The organism is Klebsiella spallanzanii, from assembly GCF_902158555.1.
GTDB lineage: Bacteria > Pseudomonadota > Gammaproteobacteria > Enterobacterales > Enterobacteriaceae > Klebsiella > Klebsiella spallanzanii.
Genome location: NZ_CABGGS010000003.1, coordinates 201,781 through 220,192, shown reverse-complemented (window position 1 = coordinate 220,192; position 18,412 = coordinate 201,781). Strand labels below are relative to the sequence as shown.

Here is an 18,412-nt window from a genome sequence, read left to right as displayed (position 1 = left end):
AATGAAAGGAAATCATCTTATCAGGACGTTTATTTCGCTGGCTCTCGCCGCCGTGGTAACGCAAACCTCGCATGCCGCCGTACGGCCAATGTTAACCCGCATCGTGGCCTACGCTACGGATAAAGAAACGGCGGTGGATATCATCAACGATGCGCCTCAGGCCTATATGGTTCAGTCATGGCTGGAAGACCTCAACGGTAACGATGATAACCTTCCTCTGATACTGACCCCGCCGGTGATGAAGCTGGAGGGTAAAAAACAGGGCAAGCTGCGCCTGGTGGTGATTCCGGCCCATATCCCCCAGGACAGAGAGTCCGTCTACTGGCTGGCGGTACAGGAAATTCCGCCGAAAGCTTCCGGCGACGGCGGGAATAAACTGGTTATGGCGATCCGCAGCCGGATTAAAGTGTTCGTCCGCCCAACAGGATTGAAAAGTGTGGAGGCCAGAGACGCCGTTAAACAACTGCAATGGCAGGTGGAAAAAAGCGGCGGTAAAACCTGGCTCACGGCGAGCAACCCGACCCCCTATTACATCAGCTTCGGTAAGCTGGCGATAAAACAGGCGGGAAAAGCGGAGGTGATGCTGAATGATAAATTCCATATGCCGCCGCCAAAAGGCAGCCAGCGCTACGAAATCCCGACAACAATGATGGGTGGAGCGGCAACCCTGACTTACAGCGCGGTGAATGATTATGGCGGCACGGGGGAAGAACAGACTGCGCGGGTAAGCTTGTGAAAAGCACACTCAGCGGCCTGATCCTGGCTGGAGGCGTTTTCGCCTTACCGGTATACGCCATCAACATCAGCGAGAACGTCTACTGGTATGACGGAGATAATGCAGGTCAGAAAGCCGCAACCTGCATCTACCACACCCCCGACCGGCAGCCATTCGCCGACGCGCTTACGTTGGTGGTGGATAATTCCCTGGGCTATGGTTCGGTACTTTGGTCCTGGGATTACGCCACTTTTCTGGCGGACTATACCCTCTCCTGCACCGGTTCCGGGATTGACAACTCCAGCAACCGTCTGCAAGACGCCGTTCACGGTAATCCCTCGAACTGGCAGTTGCGCTTAACGGCGCAAGGCGGCAGCGATCTGATGCCCACCACCAACCCCGGCGTCGGTATCCGCTGGTATTTTCGCACCCCGCAAGGGGAAATCGTCAAAGATAAGCCGCAGCAAACCGTCAGCGCAGGCCTGGACGTCAGCGCCAGCGGTGCGGGGCGCTACGTGTTTAATCCGCGCAAAACGGTCACGCTGTCGGCCAGGGCAGAGCTGGTAAATACAGGTAACGTGGCGTACGGCACTCCGATCTCGCCATTAACCACCCAGTCGCAGCTCTGGCTTGAGGCCGGAACAGCCCAAAGCAGCGGCATTAACCTCGGTCAGGGCGGTATTACGCCGGTTACCCCCGCCTGTCGGCTATCAACTAAAGCGTATCTGGTCGATATGGGGCGCTGGGTAGCGCATAACAGCAGGCAGATGCCAGCCAGAGGCGCGGAAACGCCGTTTGAGCTACAGCTGGAGTGCAGCGGTCAGATCGCGCACCTGCGTCTGCGTTTTGAAGACAGCGGCACGCGGACCTCAGCAAACCAGAATGTCTCCCTGTATCGGGAAAGCGACGGCGAAAGCATAGAAGGCCTGGAGGTTGAGATGCTGTTTAATGGTAACCGCATCAACATTGGTGATAGCGAAGCGCTGGATACCGGCGCTCGCGGGCACAGCGTAAACAGCAGCGCAGCGGTTTATGATGCTGCCGCTCCCATCGTACTGACCGCACGTTACGTTCAGCACAACGCCATTACCAGCGGCGGAAAACCCTATATCGGCAATATCAACGGCAAGGTAAATATCTGGGTGACTTATGACTGAAAGCTCCCCCTTCAACACGACGATCTGTTCATATTTTGGGTGCCATACACATTTCTCCCAGCCGATACGCAAGATTAATTCAGGCACAGCGTAGCCCGGTGCCTGGCCGACTCCAACCCCAGCTCAATCAGCTCCATTATCTGAATAGCCTGACCCGCCGGAACCGGATTCTCGCCAACCCCGTTAAGGGCATCGCGAATGGCAGCATAATAGGCCGGATAATTGCCGGGTAGCGTGAGCCAGGGCTCTTCAGTAAGCTCTTCGCCTTCAGCGCGCGTCAGCAGCCCATCGCGCATATCGTAACCCCAATCCTCCTGCGGCAGGCGCTCGCCGCTTTTCAGCCGCTCCTCCTGCGGATCCAGTCCATATTTCACATAGCTCCCCCGCGAGCCGTGAATGATATAGCGGGCCGTTTCAGCGGCGGCCAGCAGCGTACCGTGCAGCACAACGCGGCGCTGGGGGTAAGCCAAAACGGCATGAAAGTAGTCGGTGGACTGGGAGCCAGGACGTAATTGCGCCAGATCAACATGCATGCTGACGGGTAGCCCGAAGAGATTAACCACCTGATCGAGCAGATGCGGGCCAAGATCGTACCAGATACCGCTGCCCGGGCCGCCTTGCTCTCGCCAGCGATTGCGAACCTGCGGACGATAGCGGTCGAAATGCGACTCGAAGTAACAGACTTCACCGAGCAGACCTTCGGTAATCAGCGACTTCACGGTGAGAAAATCGCTGTCCCAGCGGCGGTTATGAAACACGGACAGCAGTCGTCCCTCTCTTTTAGCAATCGCATCAAGTTCGCGCGCCTGTGACAGCGTCACGGTAAAAGGTTTGTCCACCACAACGTGCTTACCCGCCTCCAGCGCCGCTTTTGCCAGCGGGAAATGGGTATCGTTAGGGGTGGGGATCACCACCAGATCGATAGCTGAGTCATCAAAGAGTTGCCTTGGGTCGGAAACGACCTTGTTAGCCGGCCAATCGGCCAACACTTTGCTTTGGTCGCTACTGGAAACCGCTGCCAGCGTCATTCCCGGCGTGCCGCTGATTAACGGCGCATGAAAGGTTTTACTGGCATAACCGTAACCGATCAGCCCTACCCGGATAGCATCACTCATTTTTCAGCCCTCTTAGCGAGATTTCCCTTAGACAATTGCTCAGCATTACGCCATTTGCGCAACTTAAGCCAGGTAACACTTGCGTTAACTCAGTCGTTTAGTACCATTTCAGTCTGGTTTGACAATTTGCAGTAGAGTTATGGAAAACGTTTTTAACCGTATTGTAGAACTTATTGGCTGGATTGTTTTGGGCGTTTCGGCCCTGCTTTTAGTTATCGCCCATCATATTGATAACTACCAGTCCCCGCCTTCCGTTGATGTTGTTCAGACGAAGCCGCTGTCGAAATAAACAGTGACCCGCTTCGCAACTATGCAACCGGTTTCTGAAACCGGTTGCATAGTTGCACATGCTTTTATTACACTCTCTTTATCAATTGATAAGGAGTTTTTTCATGTCCGGATTTCCGCAGCATTTTTTATGGGGAGCCGCTACCGCAGCCTATCAGGTTGAAGGCGGACACGATGCCGACGGCAAAGGCCCTTCTATCTGGGATATTTATTCCCACCTGCCCGGCACCACTTTTCAGGGGACAACGGGCGACATCGCCGTTGACCATTACCACCGCTTTCGCGAAGACGTCGCGCTGATGGCGGAAATGGGTCTGCAAAGCTATCGCTTTTCTATTTCATGGCCCCGCCTGCTGCCCAACGGTCGCGGCGAAGTTAACGAAGCGGGCATTCAATTTTATAGCGACCTGATTGATGAGCTGCTGGCACATAATATTGAGCCGATGATTACCCTGTACCACTGGGATTTACCGCAGGCGCTACAGGATGAAGGCGGCTGGGAAGCACGCAGTACAGCGGAAGCATTCGCTGAGTATGCCCGCCTCTGCTATGAACGTTTTGGTTCCCGCGTCAAGCTGTGGGCAACGTTCAACGAGACCATTGTTTTTATCGGCCATGGGTATATTAACGGCCTTCATCCTCCCGCGGTGCGCGATCCCGCACGCGCAATTCAGGCCTGCCACCACGTCTTTATCGCTCATGCTCTGGCCGTCAAAACGTTTCGTGAAATGGGCGTTCAAGGGAAGATTGGCTTCGTTAACGTCCTGCAGCCGCATACTTCATTAACTGAAAGCGAAGAGGATAAACGGGCAACGGCAATGGCCGACGCCGTCCACACCCACTGGCTCTACGACCCGGTTTTAAAAGGTTGCTACCCCGAAGAACTGTTGCAACAAACCCAGGCGCTCTGGGGTGTTCCGGTGTTTGCTACTGGCGATGATGCTCTGCTACGTGAAAACCGCTGCGACTTTATCGGCCTCAACTACTACCGCCGGGAAACCGTATCAGCACAACCTCCTGAGGTCCCGACCGGCGGCGAGCCGGGAGTGGATGGGCTATTCCACTTCGTACGCAACCCGCAAAGCACCTATACCGAATGGGGCTGGGAAATTTGGCCGCAGGGACTAACCGACGGCATCATGATGATTAAAGAACGTTACGGTGATATTCCGATTTACATTACCGAGAACGGCCTGGGCGCAATAGACCCCATTATTGATGGTGAAGTGGTCGACGATCCGCGCATTGACTACCTCAGCAGCCATATTGATGCCCTGGAAAAAGCCCTTGAACTGGGTGCCGACGTGCGCGGCTACTACCCTTGGTCCTTTATTGATCTTTTAAGCTGGCTCAACGGTTATAAAAAACAGTACGGGTTCGTTTATGTTGATCATCAGCAAAACCTGGCGCGTAAACGAAAAAAGAGTTTTTTTTGGTACCAAAACGTTATTGCCAGCCGAGGCGAACAGCGTTAATCTTCTCTCCCAGGCGCCATCCGGCGCCTGATTCAGTTCTGGAATATTCTTAAATTTCTTTTTAATACGCAGGGAATATTATCTGTTCTTGTTATAAATTTTTACCACCCAAATACCCCATACAGCTTAGCGCATGAAGAAGGTACTGTTGGTTGAGAACAGGTTTACTAAAAGCTGATAATATTCGAATTATTTATTCCGATTATAAAATGGATACGCAAATGACCGTTCAGGACTACTTATTAAAATTCCGTAAAATCAGCTCGCTGGAAAGTCTGGAAAAGCTTTTTGATCATCTCAACTATTCTCTGACCGATAGCGAAGAGATAGTCAACATGTATCGTGCCGCCGACCATCGCCGTGCAGAGCTGGTTTCTGGCGGGAAATTGTTCAACATTGGCGAAGTCCCTAAGTCCGTCTGGCGGTACGTGCAATAAAGACTGTTATCATTCACGCCAGTTGCTTATACTCCCGCCCTGCTTTTATTTATAACTGGCGTTGAATTCGGGAGTCACACAATGTCCTCTCACTCTGCAGAACGTATTGGCGGATGGCTGCTGGCACCGCTGGCATGGTTACTGGTTGCTTTACTTAGTGCCTCATTGTCGCTGCTTATTTTTGCGAATGCTCTGATGTCTTCCCAAACTTATACATTGCTGAGCAATATGAGTACCGGGCATCTGGCGCTCTGGATAGCCTCCCTGGTATTTGCACTGGCCATGTGGTACTACACGCTGTGGCTGACCATTGCCTTTTTCAAACGACGAAAAATCGTGCCGAAGCACTATATTATCTGGCTACTGATAACGCTGCTGCTGGCGGTAAAGGCTTTCGCTTTTTCCCCCATTACGGATACCCTGGCGCTGCGTCAGCTTCTGTTCCCTCTTCTTGCTGCGGCGCTGCTGGCCCCCTACTTCAGGCGTTCTGAACGGGTTAAGCGTACCTTTGTGAATCCGTAATAACCACACAGTTAACCTGTTGTCGCCGGTATCGAATTATTCGATAATAGACGGCTTTTTCTATTTCAGGTCGAATGATGGCTGATTATTTACTGCTCTTTGTTGGCACCGTCCTTGTTAACAACTTCGTGCTGGTGAAGTTTCTTGGATTGTGCCCGTTTATGGGGGTTTCCAAAAAACTGGAAGCCGCTATGGGGATGGGACTCGCCACCACGTTTGTGATGACGCTGGCCTCAATCTGCGCCTGGCTGATTGATACCTGGATCCTCATCCCGCTGGACCTGGTCTACTTACGGACTCTGGCCTTTATCCTGGTCATCGCCGTGGTAGTGCAATTTACCGAAATGGTGGTGCGCAAAACCAGTCCAGCGTTATATCGCCTGTTGGGCATTTTTCTGCCGCTGATCACCACCAACTGTGCGGTGCTCGGCGTGGCGCTACTGAACATTAACCTTGGGCATAATTTCCTGCAATCGGCGCTGTACGGCTTCGCTGCCGCAGTCGGCTTTTCGCTGGTCATGGTACTTTTCGCCTCCATTCGCGAGCGCCTGGTCGTTGCGGATGTGCCTGCGCCTTTTCGCGGCAACGCCATTGCGTTGGTGACTGCAGGTTTGATGTCTCTGGCATTTATGGGCTTTAGTGGTTTGGTGAAGTTGTAATGAACGCTGTGTGGATAGCCGTAGTCGCCATTAGCCTGCTGGGGCTGATTTTCGGCTTAATTCTGGGATATGCTTCCCGTCGTTTTGCGGTTGAAGATGACCCGGTCGTTGAAAAAATTGATGCCCTGCTCCCGCAGAGCCAGTGCGGCCAGTGCGGCTACCCCGGCTGCCGCCCCTACGCGGAAGCCGTTGGCACTCAGGGTGAAAAAATTAACTGCTGCGCCCCCGGCGGCGAAGCGGTAATGCTTAAAATCGCCGAGTTATTAAACGTCGATCCGCAGCCTGTGGACGGCGATGCGCAAGAGGCCGAACCTGTGCGGATGCTGGCGGTAATCGACGAAGCGAACTGCATCGGCTGCACAAAATGCATTCAGGCATGCCCCGTCGACGCCATCGTCGGCGCGACCCGCGCCATGCATACGGTAATGAGCGATCTCTGTACTGGCTGTAACCTTTGCGTCGCGCCGTGTCCGACGCAATGTATTGAGTTACGCCCGGTCGCCGCGACGACAGAAACCTGGAAATGGGATCTCCAGACCATTCCGGTACGCATTATTCCTGTGGAACAACATGTTTAAGCTATTTTCCGCTTTCCGAAAAGACAAAGTCTGGGACTTCAACGGCGGTATCCATCCGCCGGAAATGAAAACCCAGTCAAACGGTACGCCGCTGCGCCAGGTTCCGCTGCCGCAGCGTTTTGTCATCCCGTTGAAACAGCATATCGGCGCTGAGGGTGCCCTGTGCGTACAACCCGGCGATCGCGTCCTGCGCGGCCAGCCTTTAACGCGCGGCTGGGGCAGAATGCTGCCAGTTCACGCCCCAACCTCCGGCACCGTAGCGGCTATTGCCCCTCACTCAACCGCCCATCCTTCCGCGCTAGCGGAAATGAGCGTCATTATTGATGCCGATGGCGAAGACCGCTGGATTGAACGCGATGGCTGGAGCGACTATCAGAATAGGTCGCGGACAGAACTCATCGAACGCATTCACCAGTTCGGCGTGGCCGGACTGGGCGGCGCAGGTTTCCCGACCGGCGCCAAGCTGCGCGGCGGCGGCGACAAAATCGAAACGCTCATTATTAACGCCGCCGAGTGCGAACCCTATATCACCGCCGATGACCGCCTGATGCAGGATTGCGCAGCGCAAATTGTTGATGGTATTCGCATCCTTGCCTATATTCTGCAGCCGGCCCAGGTGCTGATCGGCATCGAAGATAATAAGCCGCAGGCTATTTCAATGCTGCGTGCGGTATTGGCCGATACCCACGGGATTTCTCTGCGCGTGATACCGACGAAATATCCGTCCGGTGGCGCAAAACAGCTGACGCAGATCCTGACCGGAAAACAGGTGCCTCACGGCGGCCGTTCGTCGGATATCGGCGTGTTAATGCAAAACGTAGGTACCGCCTATGCGGTAAAACGCGCAGTAATTGACGGCGAGCCGCTGACGGAGCGCGTGGTGACGCTAACCGGTGAAGCTGTGGCGCGTCCCGGTAACGTCTGGGCGCGTCTCGGCACTCCGGTGAGTCATCTGCTTAAAGATGCGGGTTTTTGCCCGACCGCTGAACCGATGGTCATTATGGGCGGCCCGCTAATGGGCTTCACCCTCCCCTGGCTTGATGTACCAGTGGTCAAAATCACCAACTGCCTGCTGGCTCCTTCGGCAAACGAAATGGGGGAGCAGGAAGAGGAAAAAGGCTGCATTCGCTGTAGCGCCTGCGCCGACGCCTGTCCTGCCGATCTGCTGCCACAGCAGTTGTACTGGTTTAGCAAAGGCCAGCAGCACGACAAAGCAACCAGCCATAACCTGGCGGATTGCATTGAGTGTGGCGCCTGCGCCTGGGTCTGCCCAAGCAGTATTCCGTTGGTGCAGTACTTCCGCCAGGAAAAAGCCGAGATCTACGCAATTGCGCAAGAAGAGAAACGCGCAGCGGAGGCTAAAGTGCGCTTTGAAGCGCGCCAGGCACGTCTGGAGCGGGATAAAGCGGCTCGTCTGGAACGCCATAAGCAAGCGGCGGTACAGCCAGCAGCTAAAGATCAGGACGCCATCAACGCCGCCCTTGCTCGCGTACGTGAGAAACAGCGTGATGCCGCCCAACCCATTATCGTGCTTTCCGGCGCGAAACCGGATAACAGTGAAGCCATCGCCGCTCGCGAAGCTCGCAAGGCCGAGGCGCGCGCGCGCAAAGCTGAGCAATTGGCCGGGAGCCCTATTACCGAACCGTCAACGGACACTGCGGTCGACCCGCGTAAAGCCGCCGTTGAAGCGGCAATCGCCAGAGCCAAAGCCCGCAAAGCTGAACAGCAGGCAGTTCCGACTGAGTCCGCTGTCGCAGAACCGCCCATCGCCGCCGCGGCCGTCGACCCACGCAAAGCCGCCGTCGAGGCGGCAATCGCCAGAGCCAAAGCCCGCAAAGCTGAACAGCAGGCAGTTCCGACTGAGCCTGTCGCCGCAGAACAGCCCACCGCCGCGGCCGTCGACCCGCGCAAAGCTGCCGTCGAGGCGGCAATCGCCAGAGCCAAAGCGCGTAAAGCTGAACAGCAGCAAGCAGTTCCCCCGTCGGCAGCCAATGACGACGCCCGCAAAGCGGCAGTCGCTGAAGCAATCGCCCGCGTTCAGGCCCGGAAAGCATCCCGGCAGGCAGTTAACGAGGATTAAATGGTTTTCAGAATCGCAAGTTCCCCCTATACCCACAACCAGCGCCAGACTTCGCGGATTATGCTGCTGGTGCTGCTCGCCGCCGTGCCCGGCATTGTGGTTCAGACCTGGTTTTTCGGCTGGGGTACCGTGCTACAAATCCTCCTCGCGGCCTTAACGGCATGGGGAGCAGAAGCCGCCATCCTTAAACTGCGCAAACAGAACATTCCGGCGATCCTTGCCGATAACTCCGCGCTGTTGACCGGCCTGCTGCTGGCCGTCAGCATCCCGCCGTTTGCCCCGTGGTGGATGGTGGTGCTGGGTACCGCCTTCGCGGTGATTATTGCCAAGCAGCTGTACGGCGGTTTGGGTCATAACCCTTTTAACCCGGCGATGATTGGCTATGTGGTACTGCTCATCTCCTTCCCGGTACAGATGACCTCCTGGCTGCCGCCGCATGAGATAGCCGCCAATGTTCCTGGGTTCAGCGATGCGCTGCAGGTCATCTTCACCGGCCATACCGCTGCGGGCGGCGATATGAATAGCCTGCGGATTGGTATTGACGGTATCAGCCAGGCCACGCCGCTGGATACCTTTAAAACCTCTCTCCACGCCGGTCATGAGGTGAACGAGATCCTGCAATATCCCATCTACGGCGGCGAACTGGCCGGACTCGGCTGGCAGTGGGTCAACGTCGCATACCTGGCGGGTGGACTGTTCCTGTTGTGGCAGGGGGCTATCCGCTGGCATATCCCGGTGAGCTTTCTGCTGAGCCTTGCCGTTTGCGCCACCCTGGGATGGTTATTCTCCCCGGAAAGCCTCGCCTCGCCGCAAATTCATCTGCTCTCCGGCGCGACGATGCTGGGCGCATTCTTTATTCTGACGGATCCGGTAACCGCCTCCACAACCAACCTCGGCCGTCTGATTTTTGGCGCGCTGGCGGGCCTACTGGTATGGTTGATTCGCAGCTTCGGTGGCTATCCTGATGGCGTGGCCTTTGCCGTTCTGCTGGCAAATATTACCGTTCCATTGATCGATTACTACACGCGTCCGCGCGCGTACGGCCACCGCTGAGGACCCGAACATGTTACAAAGCATGCGCAAGCACGGCATCACGCTGGCACTCTTTGCTGCGGGATCTACCGGGCTGACAGCGGCTATCAATGAGCTGACCAAAAGTACGATTGCAGACCAGGCGGCCCTGCAGCAAAAAGCGTTATTCAACCAGGTGATGCCAGCCAATCTTTATAATAATGATTTGCTGAAAAACTGTTATCTGGTTACCGCCCCGGAGCTGGGCAAAGGCCAACATAAAGTGTGGATTGCTCAAAACAACGAGCAGCCGATTGCCGCCGTGATGGAAGCCACCGCACCGGACGGCTATTCCGGAGCCATTCAGCTACTGGTCGCCGCTGATTTTAAAGGTACCGTACTGGGCACTCGCGTCACTGAACATCACGAGACTCCGGGCCTGGGCGACAAAATAGAGCTCAGAATATCTGACTGGATCACCCTCTTCGCCGGTAAAGTGATTCAGGGGCAACATGACAGTCACTGGGCCGTGAAAAAAGACGGCGGCGATTTTGACCAGTTTACCGGGGCGACGATTACTCCCCGCGCGGTGGTGAACGCCGTTAAGCGCGCTGGCCTGTATGCACAAACGCTGCCCACGCAGATTTCCGCATTCACTCCCTGTGGAGACTAAACCATGAGCGAAGTAAAAGACGTTATTGTTCAGGGGTTGTGGAAAAACAACTCCGCGCTGGTTCAACTGCTGGGGATGTGTCCCCTGCTCGCCGTGACCTCTACCGCCACCAACGCCCTTGGGCTTGGGCTAGCGACGACGCTGGTGCTTACGCTGACGAACCTGACCATTTCCAGCCTGCGCCGCTGGACGCCTGCGGAAATCCGTATTCCAATTTACGTGATGATCATCGCTTCCGTGGTGAGCGTGGTTCAAATGCTGATTAATGCCTATGCGTTTGGCCTTTACCAGTCTCTGGGGATCTTTATCCCGCTTATCGTCACTAACTGCATCGTAGTTGGGCGCGCGGAGGCCTTCGCCGCCAGGAAAGGCCCGGCGCTTTCGGCGCTGGATGGGTTCTCCATCGGCATGGGAGCAACATGCGCCATGTTTGTCCTCGGCTCGATGCGTGAAATCATCGGTAACGGCACCCTATTTGACGGTGCCGATAGTCTGCTCGGTAGCTGGGCCAAAGCGCTGCGAGTAGAAGTATTTCATACGGATACGCCGTTCCTGCTGGCCATGCTGCCGCCAGGCGCTTTTATTGGCCTCGGCATGATGCTGGCGGTAAAATACCTCATCGATGAACGTAGCAAACAGCGCAAGGCAAAAGCGGTACAAGCCGCTATCGTTGCGCCGTCTGATGTGACGGGAAAAGCCTGGGATGAATAAAAGTAAACGCCTGGAGATCCTCACTCGGCTCCGGGATAACGACCCGCACCCCACGACTGAGCTGAACTTTAACTCACCGTTTGAATTATTAATCGCCGTCCTGCTCTCGGCGCAGGCAACCGACGTTAGCGTCAATAAGGCAACGGCAAAGCTCTACCCGGTAGCCAACACGCCAGCGGCGATGTTGGAACTGGGCGTTGAGGGCGTAAAGTCGTATATCAAAACGATTGGCCTGTTTAACAGCAAAGCAGAAAACGTCATTAAGACCTGCCGACTGCTGCTTGAGCAACATAATGGCGAAGTTCCGGAAGACAGAGCCGCGCTTGAGGCACTTCCCGGCGTCGGACGTAAAACCGCGAACGTTGTGTTGAATACCGCCTTCGGCTGGCCGACGATTGCCGTCGACACCCATATCTTTCGCGTTTGCAACCGGACACAATTTGCCCCCGGTAAGAACGTTGAACAAGTCGAAGAAAAGTTGTTAAAGGTCGTTCCTGCAGAATTTAAAGTCGACTGTCATCACTGGTTAATTCTGCACGGTCGTTATACCTGTATCGCCCGTAAACCGCGCTGCGGTTCCTGTCTGATCGAAGACCTTTGCGAGTTCAAAGAGAAGGTTTACCCCTGAAGCGAAACAGAGTCATTACTATTGTTTTGGTCATGACTCTGTATAAACGTGCCCCACCCCGTCATTCAAGCCATAATTCCACGTTTAGACAGGGCAATTATTCGGCGATATAACAAACAGTCAGCTTATTCATTTTTTTCATCGACAAAATTTCTATACATTTGTGATCCAGATCATCTCAGGAATTTATTGTTGATTTCTTGTTACTGAATTAATGCATCGATTTACCTATTCGAATACCGACGCCTGAGATACCAAAACAATAACCCATCAATTTTTAAGATTATGGGCTATAACACTGGATGCAAGCGCTTACAGCAGAAGATATTGCCAATATGCAAATTAATTCGTATGTTGGCAGATAAAAACTCTTTCATTGGCAAAAGGATGAAATTTAACTCTGCATAACATTTGAATGAACCGAGTATTATAACGCGCAGAAGATGTGTAACAGAGTATTACAAAGCTCTTGCCTGAACGACGAGGATAGTGAACATTACCTGCCGTTTTTCCTCCAGAATAACTATAAAGGCGGCGGTCTTCTCAGATTGCGCCCCGAGCACCCCCCGTTAATATGGGATGTAAAAAAAGAGGTATTTGTGTCTACTGCAAACAATAAACCAACAGAAAGCGTGAGTTTGAACGCTTTCAAACAGCCGCGTTCGTTCTATCTCATCTTCTCTATTGAACTGTGGGAGCGTTTTGGTTTCTACGGCCTGCAAGGGATCATGGCCGTCTACCTGGTTAAACAACTGGGTATGTCAGAAGCGGACTCTATCACCCTGTTCTCCTCCTTTAGCGCCCTGGTCTACGGTCTGGTGGCTATTGGCGGCTGGCTGGGTGACAAAGTGCTGGGTACCAAACGTGTCATTATGCTCGGTGCCATCGTTCTGGCTATCGGCTATGGCCTGGTGGCGTGGTCCGGGCACGATGCGGGCATCGTGTATATGGGGATGGCCACTATTGCCGTCGGTAACGGCCTGTTTAAAGCCAACCCATCTTCCCTGCTCTCAACCTGCTATGAAAAGAACGACCCGCGTCTGGACGGTGCATTTACTATGTACTATATGTCCGTCAATATCGGTTCTTTCTTCTCTATGCTGGCCACGCCGTGGCTGGCAGCAAAGTTTGGCTGGAGCGTCGCTTTCGCCCTGAGCTTTGTCGGCCTGGTGATCACCATCATCAACTTCGCTTTCTGCCAGCGCTGGGTTAAACAGTACGGTTCCAAACCTGACTTTGCACCGGTGCATGTAGGTAAACTGCTCGCCACTATCGTTGGCGTGGTGGTACTGGTAGCGGTCGCAACCTGGCTACTGCACAACCAGGGTATCGCACGTATGGCTCTGGGGGTGATTGCGCTGGGTATCATCTTTATCTTCGCTAAAGAAGCCTTTGCGATGCAGGGCGCAGCCCGTCGTAAAATGATCGTGGCGTTCATTCTGATGCTGCAAGCAATCATCTTCTTCGTTCTGTACAGCCAGATGCCGACCTCTCTGAACTTCTTTGCGATTCGTAACGTTGAGCACTCTCTGCTGGGTATCGCTTTCGAACCAGAGCAGTACCAGGCGCTGAACCCATTCTGGATCATTATCGGTAGCCCGATTCTGGCCGCTATCTATAACAAAATGGGTGACACCCTACCGATGCCGATGAAGTTTGCAATTGGTATGGTCTTGTGTTCCGGCGCGTTCCTCGTGCTGCCGCTGGGCGCTAAGTTTGCCAGCGATGCGGGCATCGTGAACGTAAGCTGGCTGGTTATCAGCTATGGCCTGCAGAGTATCGGTGAACTGATGATCTCCGGACTGGGCCTGGCCATGGTTGCACAGCTGGTTCCACAGCGCCTGATGGGCTTCATTATGGGTAGCTGGTTCCTGACCACCGCTGGCGCTAACCTGATTGGCGGCTACGTTGCGAATATGATGGCGGTACCGGAAAACGTGACCGACCCGCTGATGTCGCTGGAAGTCTACGGCCGCGTGTTCCTGCATATCGGTGTCGCCACCGGTGTTATTGCCATCCTGATGCTGCTGACGGCACCGAAGCTAAACCGCATGACCCAGGATGACGATAAAACAGCAAAAGCCAGCGATACCGCCACGGCTTAAGCGCTTCCGGGCAACCCAATAAATTTAAACCGCTAACGCTCTGTTAGCGGTTTTTTTTTGCCCCTGGGCGGACTAACATACAGAAAACCGCAGCCACGAGGAATTACCGATGAAACTGTTCTACAAATCCGGCGCTTGTTCTCTTGCTTCGCACATTGCGCTACGCGAAAGCGGGCTGGACTTCACCCTGCAGGGCGTTGACGTGATGAAAAAACGTCTTGAAAACGGGGATGATTATCTGCTGGTTAACCCGAAGGGTCAGGTACCAGCGCTGCTGCTGGACGATGACGTGCTGCTGACTGAGGGCGTGGCCATTATGCAATATATTGCTGACCGCGTACCGGACCGCCAGCTGCTGGCTCCGGTGGGCAGCATCGCCCGCTATCAGACGCTGGAATGGTTAAACTACGTGGCGACAGAGCTGCATAAAGGCTTCACGCCACTGTTCCGCCCGGACACGCCGGAAGATTTCAAACCCATCGCTCGTGCGCAGCTGGATAAAAAAATGCAGTATGTCGATGAGTGCCTACAGGATAAAGAGTGGCTGAACGGGCACCGTTTCACCATCGCCGATGGCTATCTGTTCACCGTGCTGCGTTGGGCGTATGCCGTGAAGCTGGATATGGAAGGTTATAGCAATATTACGGCCTGGATGAAGCTCGTCTCCGAACGCCCTGCCGTTGCCGCAGCGATGGAAGCCGAAGGGCTGAAGTAACGCTGATGCTTGCCCGACGCTCGTCGGGCAAGTTCCCACGCCTCTTAAAGCTGCGTGGCGCTGAAGTAGTGCTCCGGCTGCGCAATACGATCCTGAGCCGCCACAACCTGTAGTTCATACTCCTGCATGTTTTTCGTCGCCAGCATGATTTCATAGACCGCCGCAGTTACGTGCTCCAGCGCATCGCGCAGAGTCGCGCCCTGCAGCAGCTTAACCAGCAGTAGCCCGCTGGTGACATCGCCGACGCCTACCGGCTGGCGCATGCCAAAATCCACCAGCGGACGGCTGATGTGCCAGGCTTCTTGCGCAGTAACCAGCAGCATCTCAAAACGATCCATGCTCAGCCCGGCACGAGAGAGATGCTTCACCAGTACCACTTCAGGCCCCTGAGTAATCAGTTCACGCGCGGCGGCAACCGCTTCGTTAACGTTCGTTACTGAGTGCCCGCAAAGGATCTCCAGTTCAACCAGATTTGGCGCGATAATATCGCTCGCCGGTAGCGCATAACGCACGTGAAACTCCGCAACGCCTGGCGCGACGATACAACCCTTTTCAGGATGCCCCATGACCGGATCGCAGAAATATTTCGCTGCCGGATTTGCGGCTTTGACCTGACGCACGATACCAAGAATATGTTCGCCCTGTTCAGCCGACCCCAGATATCCGCTCAGCACCGCATCGCAGCGCTGCAGCTGATTAATATCGGCAATCCCCTGAACAATTTCCGTTAAATGCGCTGGCGGCATCACGCAGCCGGTCCATTTTCCGTATTGGGTATGGTTGGAGAATTGTACGGTATTAAGCGGCCAGACGTTGGCGCCAAGACGGCGCATCGGAAATTCAGCGGCGCTATTGCCCGCATGGCCAAACACAACGTGGGACTGGATGGCGAGGATATTCTTCATCTTGATTACCTGAGAGCAAAAAATAAGGGGCGTGGTTTCCCACGCCCCTGCCTTTACGCAATTACTTCCAGCAGACCAGACAGTAATTTTTCTTACCGCGGCGCAGTAAGGTATAGCGGCCGAACAGGCGGTCGCCATCAACAAAAACATATTCCGGGTCGGACTGTTTTTCACCGTTAATGGTCACGGCATTGGACGCGATGGTTTTACGCGCCTGCCCACGGGACGGCTGCAGGTCGGAATCCACCAGCGCCTGCATCAGGTCGGCGCCTTTTTCCATTTCGATCATCGGCACGCCATCCTGCGCCAACTGCTCGAAATCAGCCTCGCTCAAATCGCTCAGGTTGCCGTTGAACAGGCTTTCGGTGATGCGTTTTGCCGCCACCAGGCCTTCTTCACCGTGAACCAGACGCGTCACCTGCTCGGCCAGCACATACTGGGCGCGCGGTGCTTTACCACTATTTTTATCTTCTTCTTCGAGGGCATTGATTTCAGCAATATCCATAAAGGTGAAGAACTTCAGGAAGCGATAAACGTCGGCATCCGCAGTGTTGATCCAGAACTGGTAGAACTTGTACGGACTGGTTTTCTTCGGATCCAACCACACTGCGCCACCTTCGGTTTTACCGAATTTCGTGCCATCGGCTTTGGTGATCAGAGGAACGGTCAGGCCGAAGACCTGATTCTGGTGCAGGCGACGGGTCAGGTCGATACCGGAGGTAATGTTACCCCACTGGTCAGAGCCACCGATTTGCAGCGCCACGCCGTGCAGCTTGTTCAGGCAGGCAAAATCGTAACCCTGCAGCAGGTTGTAGGAGAACTCGGTAAAAGAGATGCCCTGGTCATCGCGGTTCAGACGCTGCTTCACCGCTTCTTTGTTGATCATCTGGTTTACCGAGAAGTGCTTGCCAATGTCACGCAGGAAGGTCAGCACGTTCATGCCGCCGAACCAGTCGTAGTTATTGGCAGCAATAGCAGAGTTGTCACCACAATCAAAGTCGAGGAAAGGCGCGACTTGTTTGCGAATTTTATCTACCCACTCCTGCACGGTATCTTCAGTGTTCAGTTTACGCTCTGCGGCTTTAAAGCTCGGATCGCCAATCAGCCCCGTCGCGCCGCCTACCAGCGCAACAGGTTTATGGCCTGCCTGCTGAAAGCGTTTCAGGCATAACAATGGAACAAGATGCCCCAAGTGCAAGCTGTCGGCGGTAGGGTCGAAGCCGCAATAGAGCGCGATCGGGCCTTGCGCCAGTCGCTCTGCTAACGCTTCCTCGTCCGTCACCTGGGCTACCAGCCCCCGCTCTTGCAATTGTTTAATCAAGTTACTGCTTGCCATCAAATTCTCCATCTATAAACGACTGCACCTCTGCCGGTACACGACTTTTCGCCAGACGCGAAAAAAAATCTATGCAAAATTGTTCAAGCTGCATTGCGGCGGCAGGCCTATGAAGCCCCGGAGCCTACTGAGATCGGTGGCTGGGGTGGGCTGGCGCAGCTAAATAAGGATGCAGCTTGAAAAATGAAGCGTATAGAATAAAGCGCCGGGCCACGTAGCACCAGCGCTTAACACAACATTTTTGCGTCCTTTATGGCGCCAGTCGGTCGATTTGCCAGCCGCTGTTTTGCCGCTGGTAAAGGAAACGATCGTGCAGACGGTGTTCACCGCCCTGCCAGAACTCCATCTGTTCAATACTGACGCGGAATCCGCCCCAGAAGCTCGGCAGAGGGACTTCGCCCTGCTGGAACTTTTGCTTCAGTTCAAGGAACTTACTCTCAAGAATACCGCGAGCCGAAATACGACTGGACTGCTGCGACACCCACGCGCCAATCTGGCTATCGCGCGGACGGCTGTGGAAATACTTCACCACCTCCAGCGTCGACAAACGCTCCGCTTTACCAATAACCATCACCTGCCGCTCCAGCATATGCCAGGGGAAAAGCAGGCTGATGTGAGGATTTTTTTCAATCTGGTGGGCTTTGCGGCTACCGAGGTTGGTATAAAACACCAGGCCTTTCTCGTCGTAGTGCTTGAGCAGAACGATACGCTGGTACGGCTGCGAGTTTTCATCAACGGTCGCGACAACCATTGCCGTTGGGTCAGCGAGTTTCGCATCACAGGCCTGACGTAGCCAGCGTTCAAAGAGTGCCAGAGGTTCGGCAGGAAGGTCGTGGCGACGCAGGCCACCACGGGTATATTCACGGCGCAGATGCGCGATTTGCTGCAGTTCGTCGTTATCAGACATGGCAATAGAGAAAATAATCAAAGGGTAGCGTCATTGTGCGCCCCCATGACTGAAATCTCAACGTTTGGCGGTTTGCAACTGACAGTTTTCCAGCACGATACGATCGCGTTTATAAACGGTGGCGCCATCACCTTTCGACCAGAAAACGTAAACACCATCGGTATAGCGAGCACCCGATGCGGACAGCCCCTGCTGCAAACTCAATTGCTGGTTGTCATAAATAAAGCTGACCTGCTGGCGCGTGTTATTAAGATGAACAGTCAACGGCTTCTGGTCGCATTGGTACTCCAGGGTGTCCGTATTCATCCGTTCAACAAACTGGTTGTAGTAGCTACAGCCCGCGAGCATAAACGGTACAGCAAGAATAAGAATTTTTTTCATTGGTTTGCCTTCGA

The 18,412-nt window shown here is 54.4% G+C and carries 20 protein-coding genes; 15 read left to right on the top strand and 5 right to left on the bottom strand.

What is annotated here, in order from left to right; translation table 11 throughout:
* Position 1: 1 nt before the first annotated feature.
* Positions 2-736, top strand: a complete 735-nt coding sequence (locus FN082_RS06110) for a fimbrial biogenesis chaperone (protein ID WP_142981295.1) — start codon at positions 2-4, stop codon at positions 734-736.
* Positions 733-1,872, top strand: a complete 1,140-nt coding sequence (locus FN082_RS06105; protein WP_142981294.1) for a fimbrial protein — start codon at positions 733-735, stop codon at positions 1,870-1,872. Before FN082_RS06110 ends, FN082_RS06105 begins: the two co-directional genes overlap by 4 nt.
* A gap of 74 nt (positions 1,873-1,946) precedes the next feature.
* Here the strand turns inward: FN082_RS06105 and FN082_RS06100 are convergent, their stop codons facing one another.
* Complete coding sequence (locus tag FN082_RS06100) at positions 1,947-2,987, bottom strand: oxidoreductase (RefSeq protein WP_142981293.1); 1,041 nt, start codon at positions 2,985-2,987, stop codon at positions 1,947-1,949.
* 139 nt (positions 2,988-3,126) lie between these two features.
* Here FN082_RS06100 and blr point away from each other — a divergent pair, with 139 nt between their 5' ends.
* The 13 genes from blr to gstA all read left to right on the top strand — a co-directional run bounded on the left by blr (position 3,127) and on the right by gstA (position 14,869).
* Entirely contained in the window at positions 3,127-3,276 is a 150-nt protein-coding gene (gene blr, locus FN082_RS06095; protein ID WP_004119556.1) for a division septum protein Blr, read from the top strand.
* A 103-nt stretch (positions 3,277-3,379) separates the two neighbouring features.
* Positions 3,380-4,750 carry a GH1 family beta-glucosidase gene (locus tag FN082_RS06090; RefSeq protein WP_142981292.1) on the top strand — a complete coding sequence of 457 codons (1,371 nt, stop codon included), beginning with the start codon at positions 3,380-3,382 and terminating at the stop codon, positions 4,748-4,750.
* A gap of 221 nt (positions 4,751-4,971) precedes the next feature.
* On the top strand, positions 4,972-5,187 hold the full coding sequence (gene ydgT, locus FN082_RS06085; RefSeq protein ID WP_138358917.1) for a transcription modulator YdgT: 216 nt from the start codon (positions 4,972-4,974) through the stop codon (positions 5,185-5,187).
* Positions 5,188-5,268: 81 nt separating this feature from the next.
* Entirely contained in the window at positions 5,269-5,709 is a 441-nt protein-coding gene (locus FN082_RS06080; protein WP_139540057.1) for a DUF2569 domain-containing protein, read from the top strand.
* A 77-nt stretch (positions 5,710-5,786) separates the two neighbouring features.
* Positions 5,787-6,368, top strand: a complete 582-nt coding sequence (rsxA, locus tag FN082_RS06075; RefSeq protein ID WP_004102633.1) for an electron transport complex subunit RsxA — start codon at positions 5,787-5,789, stop codon at positions 6,366-6,368.
* Positions 6,368-6,946: an electron transport complex subunit RsxB gene (gene rsxB, locus FN082_RS06070; RefSeq protein ID WP_139540058.1), complete on the top strand. Its 579-nt coding sequence runs from the start codon at positions 6,368-6,370 to the stop codon at positions 6,944-6,946. Before rsxA ends, rsxB begins: the two co-directional genes overlap by 1 nt.
* Positions 6,939-9,026: an electron transport complex subunit RsxC gene (rsxC, locus tag FN082_RS06065; protein ID WP_142981291.1), complete on the top strand. Its 2,088-nt coding sequence runs from the start codon at positions 6,939-6,941 to the stop codon at positions 9,024-9,026. Before rsxB ends, rsxC begins: the two co-directional genes overlap by 8 nt.
* Entirely contained in the window at positions 9,027-10,079 is a 1,053-nt protein-coding gene (gene rsxD, locus FN082_RS06060) for an electron transport complex subunit RsxD (RefSeq protein ID WP_142981290.1), read from the top strand. It abuts the gene before it with no gap.
* 10 nt (positions 10,080-10,089) lie between these two features.
* Positions 10,090-10,710 carry an electron transport complex subunit RsxG gene (rsxG, locus tag FN082_RS06055; RefSeq protein ID WP_139540061.1) on the top strand — a complete coding sequence of 207 codons (621 nt, stop codon included), beginning with the start codon at positions 10,090-10,092 and terminating at the stop codon, positions 10,708-10,710.
* Between the two features lie 3 nt (positions 10,711-10,713).
* Positions 10,714-11,421: an electron transport complex subunit E gene (locus tag FN082_RS06050; RefSeq protein ID WP_142981289.1), complete on the top strand. Its 708-nt coding sequence runs from the start codon at positions 10,714-10,716 to the stop codon at positions 11,419-11,421.
* Positions 11,414-12,049 carry an endonuclease III gene (gene nth / locus FN082_RS06045; RefSeq protein WP_139540063.1) on the top strand — a complete coding sequence of 212 codons (636 nt, stop codon included), beginning with the start codon at positions 11,414-11,416 and terminating at the stop codon, positions 12,047-12,049. Before FN082_RS06050 ends, nth begins: the two co-directional genes overlap by 8 nt.
* 599 nt (positions 12,050-12,648) lie before the next feature.
* Entirely contained in the window at positions 12,649-14,154 is a 1,506-nt protein-coding gene (dtpA, locus tag FN082_RS06040) for a dipeptide/tripeptide permease DtpA (RefSeq protein WP_139540064.1), read from the top strand.
* Between the two features lie 109 nt (positions 14,155-14,263).
* On the top strand, positions 14,264-14,869 hold the full coding sequence (gene gstA, locus FN082_RS06035; protein ID WP_142981288.1) for a glutathione transferase GstA: 606 nt from the start codon (positions 14,264-14,266) through the stop codon (positions 14,867-14,869).
* 44 nt (positions 14,870-14,913) lie between these two features.
* Here the strand turns inward: gstA and pdxY are convergent, their stop codons facing one another.
* The 4 genes from pdxY to mliC all read right to left on the bottom strand — a co-directional run bounded on the left by pdxY (position 14,914) and on the right by mliC (position 18,398).
* Positions 14,914-15,774, bottom strand: coding sequence for a pyridoxal kinase PdxY (pdxY, locus tag FN082_RS06030; protein ID WP_142981287.1), 861 nt, complete (start codon positions 15,772-15,774; stop codon positions 14,914-14,916).
* Positions 15,775-15,835: 61 nt separating this feature from the next.
* A complete protein-coding gene (tyrS, locus tag FN082_RS06025) occupies positions 15,836-17,110 on the bottom strand; it encodes a tyrosine--tRNA ligase (protein ID WP_139540067.1) in 1,275 nt (424 codons plus the stop codon).
* Positions 17,111-17,360: 250 nt separating this feature from the next.
* Positions 17,361-18,017, bottom strand: a complete 657-nt coding sequence (gene pdxH, locus FN082_RS06020) for a pyridoxamine 5'-phosphate oxidase (RefSeq protein ID WP_139540119.1) — start codon at positions 18,015-18,017, stop codon at positions 17,361-17,363.
* 57 nt (positions 18,018-18,074) lie between these two features.
* Complete coding sequence (mliC, locus tag FN082_RS06015; RefSeq protein WP_139540068.1) at positions 18,075-18,398, bottom strand: C-type lysozyme inhibitor; 324 nt, start codon at positions 18,396-18,398, stop codon at positions 18,075-18,077.
* Positions 18,399-18,412: the final 14 nt, after the last annotated feature.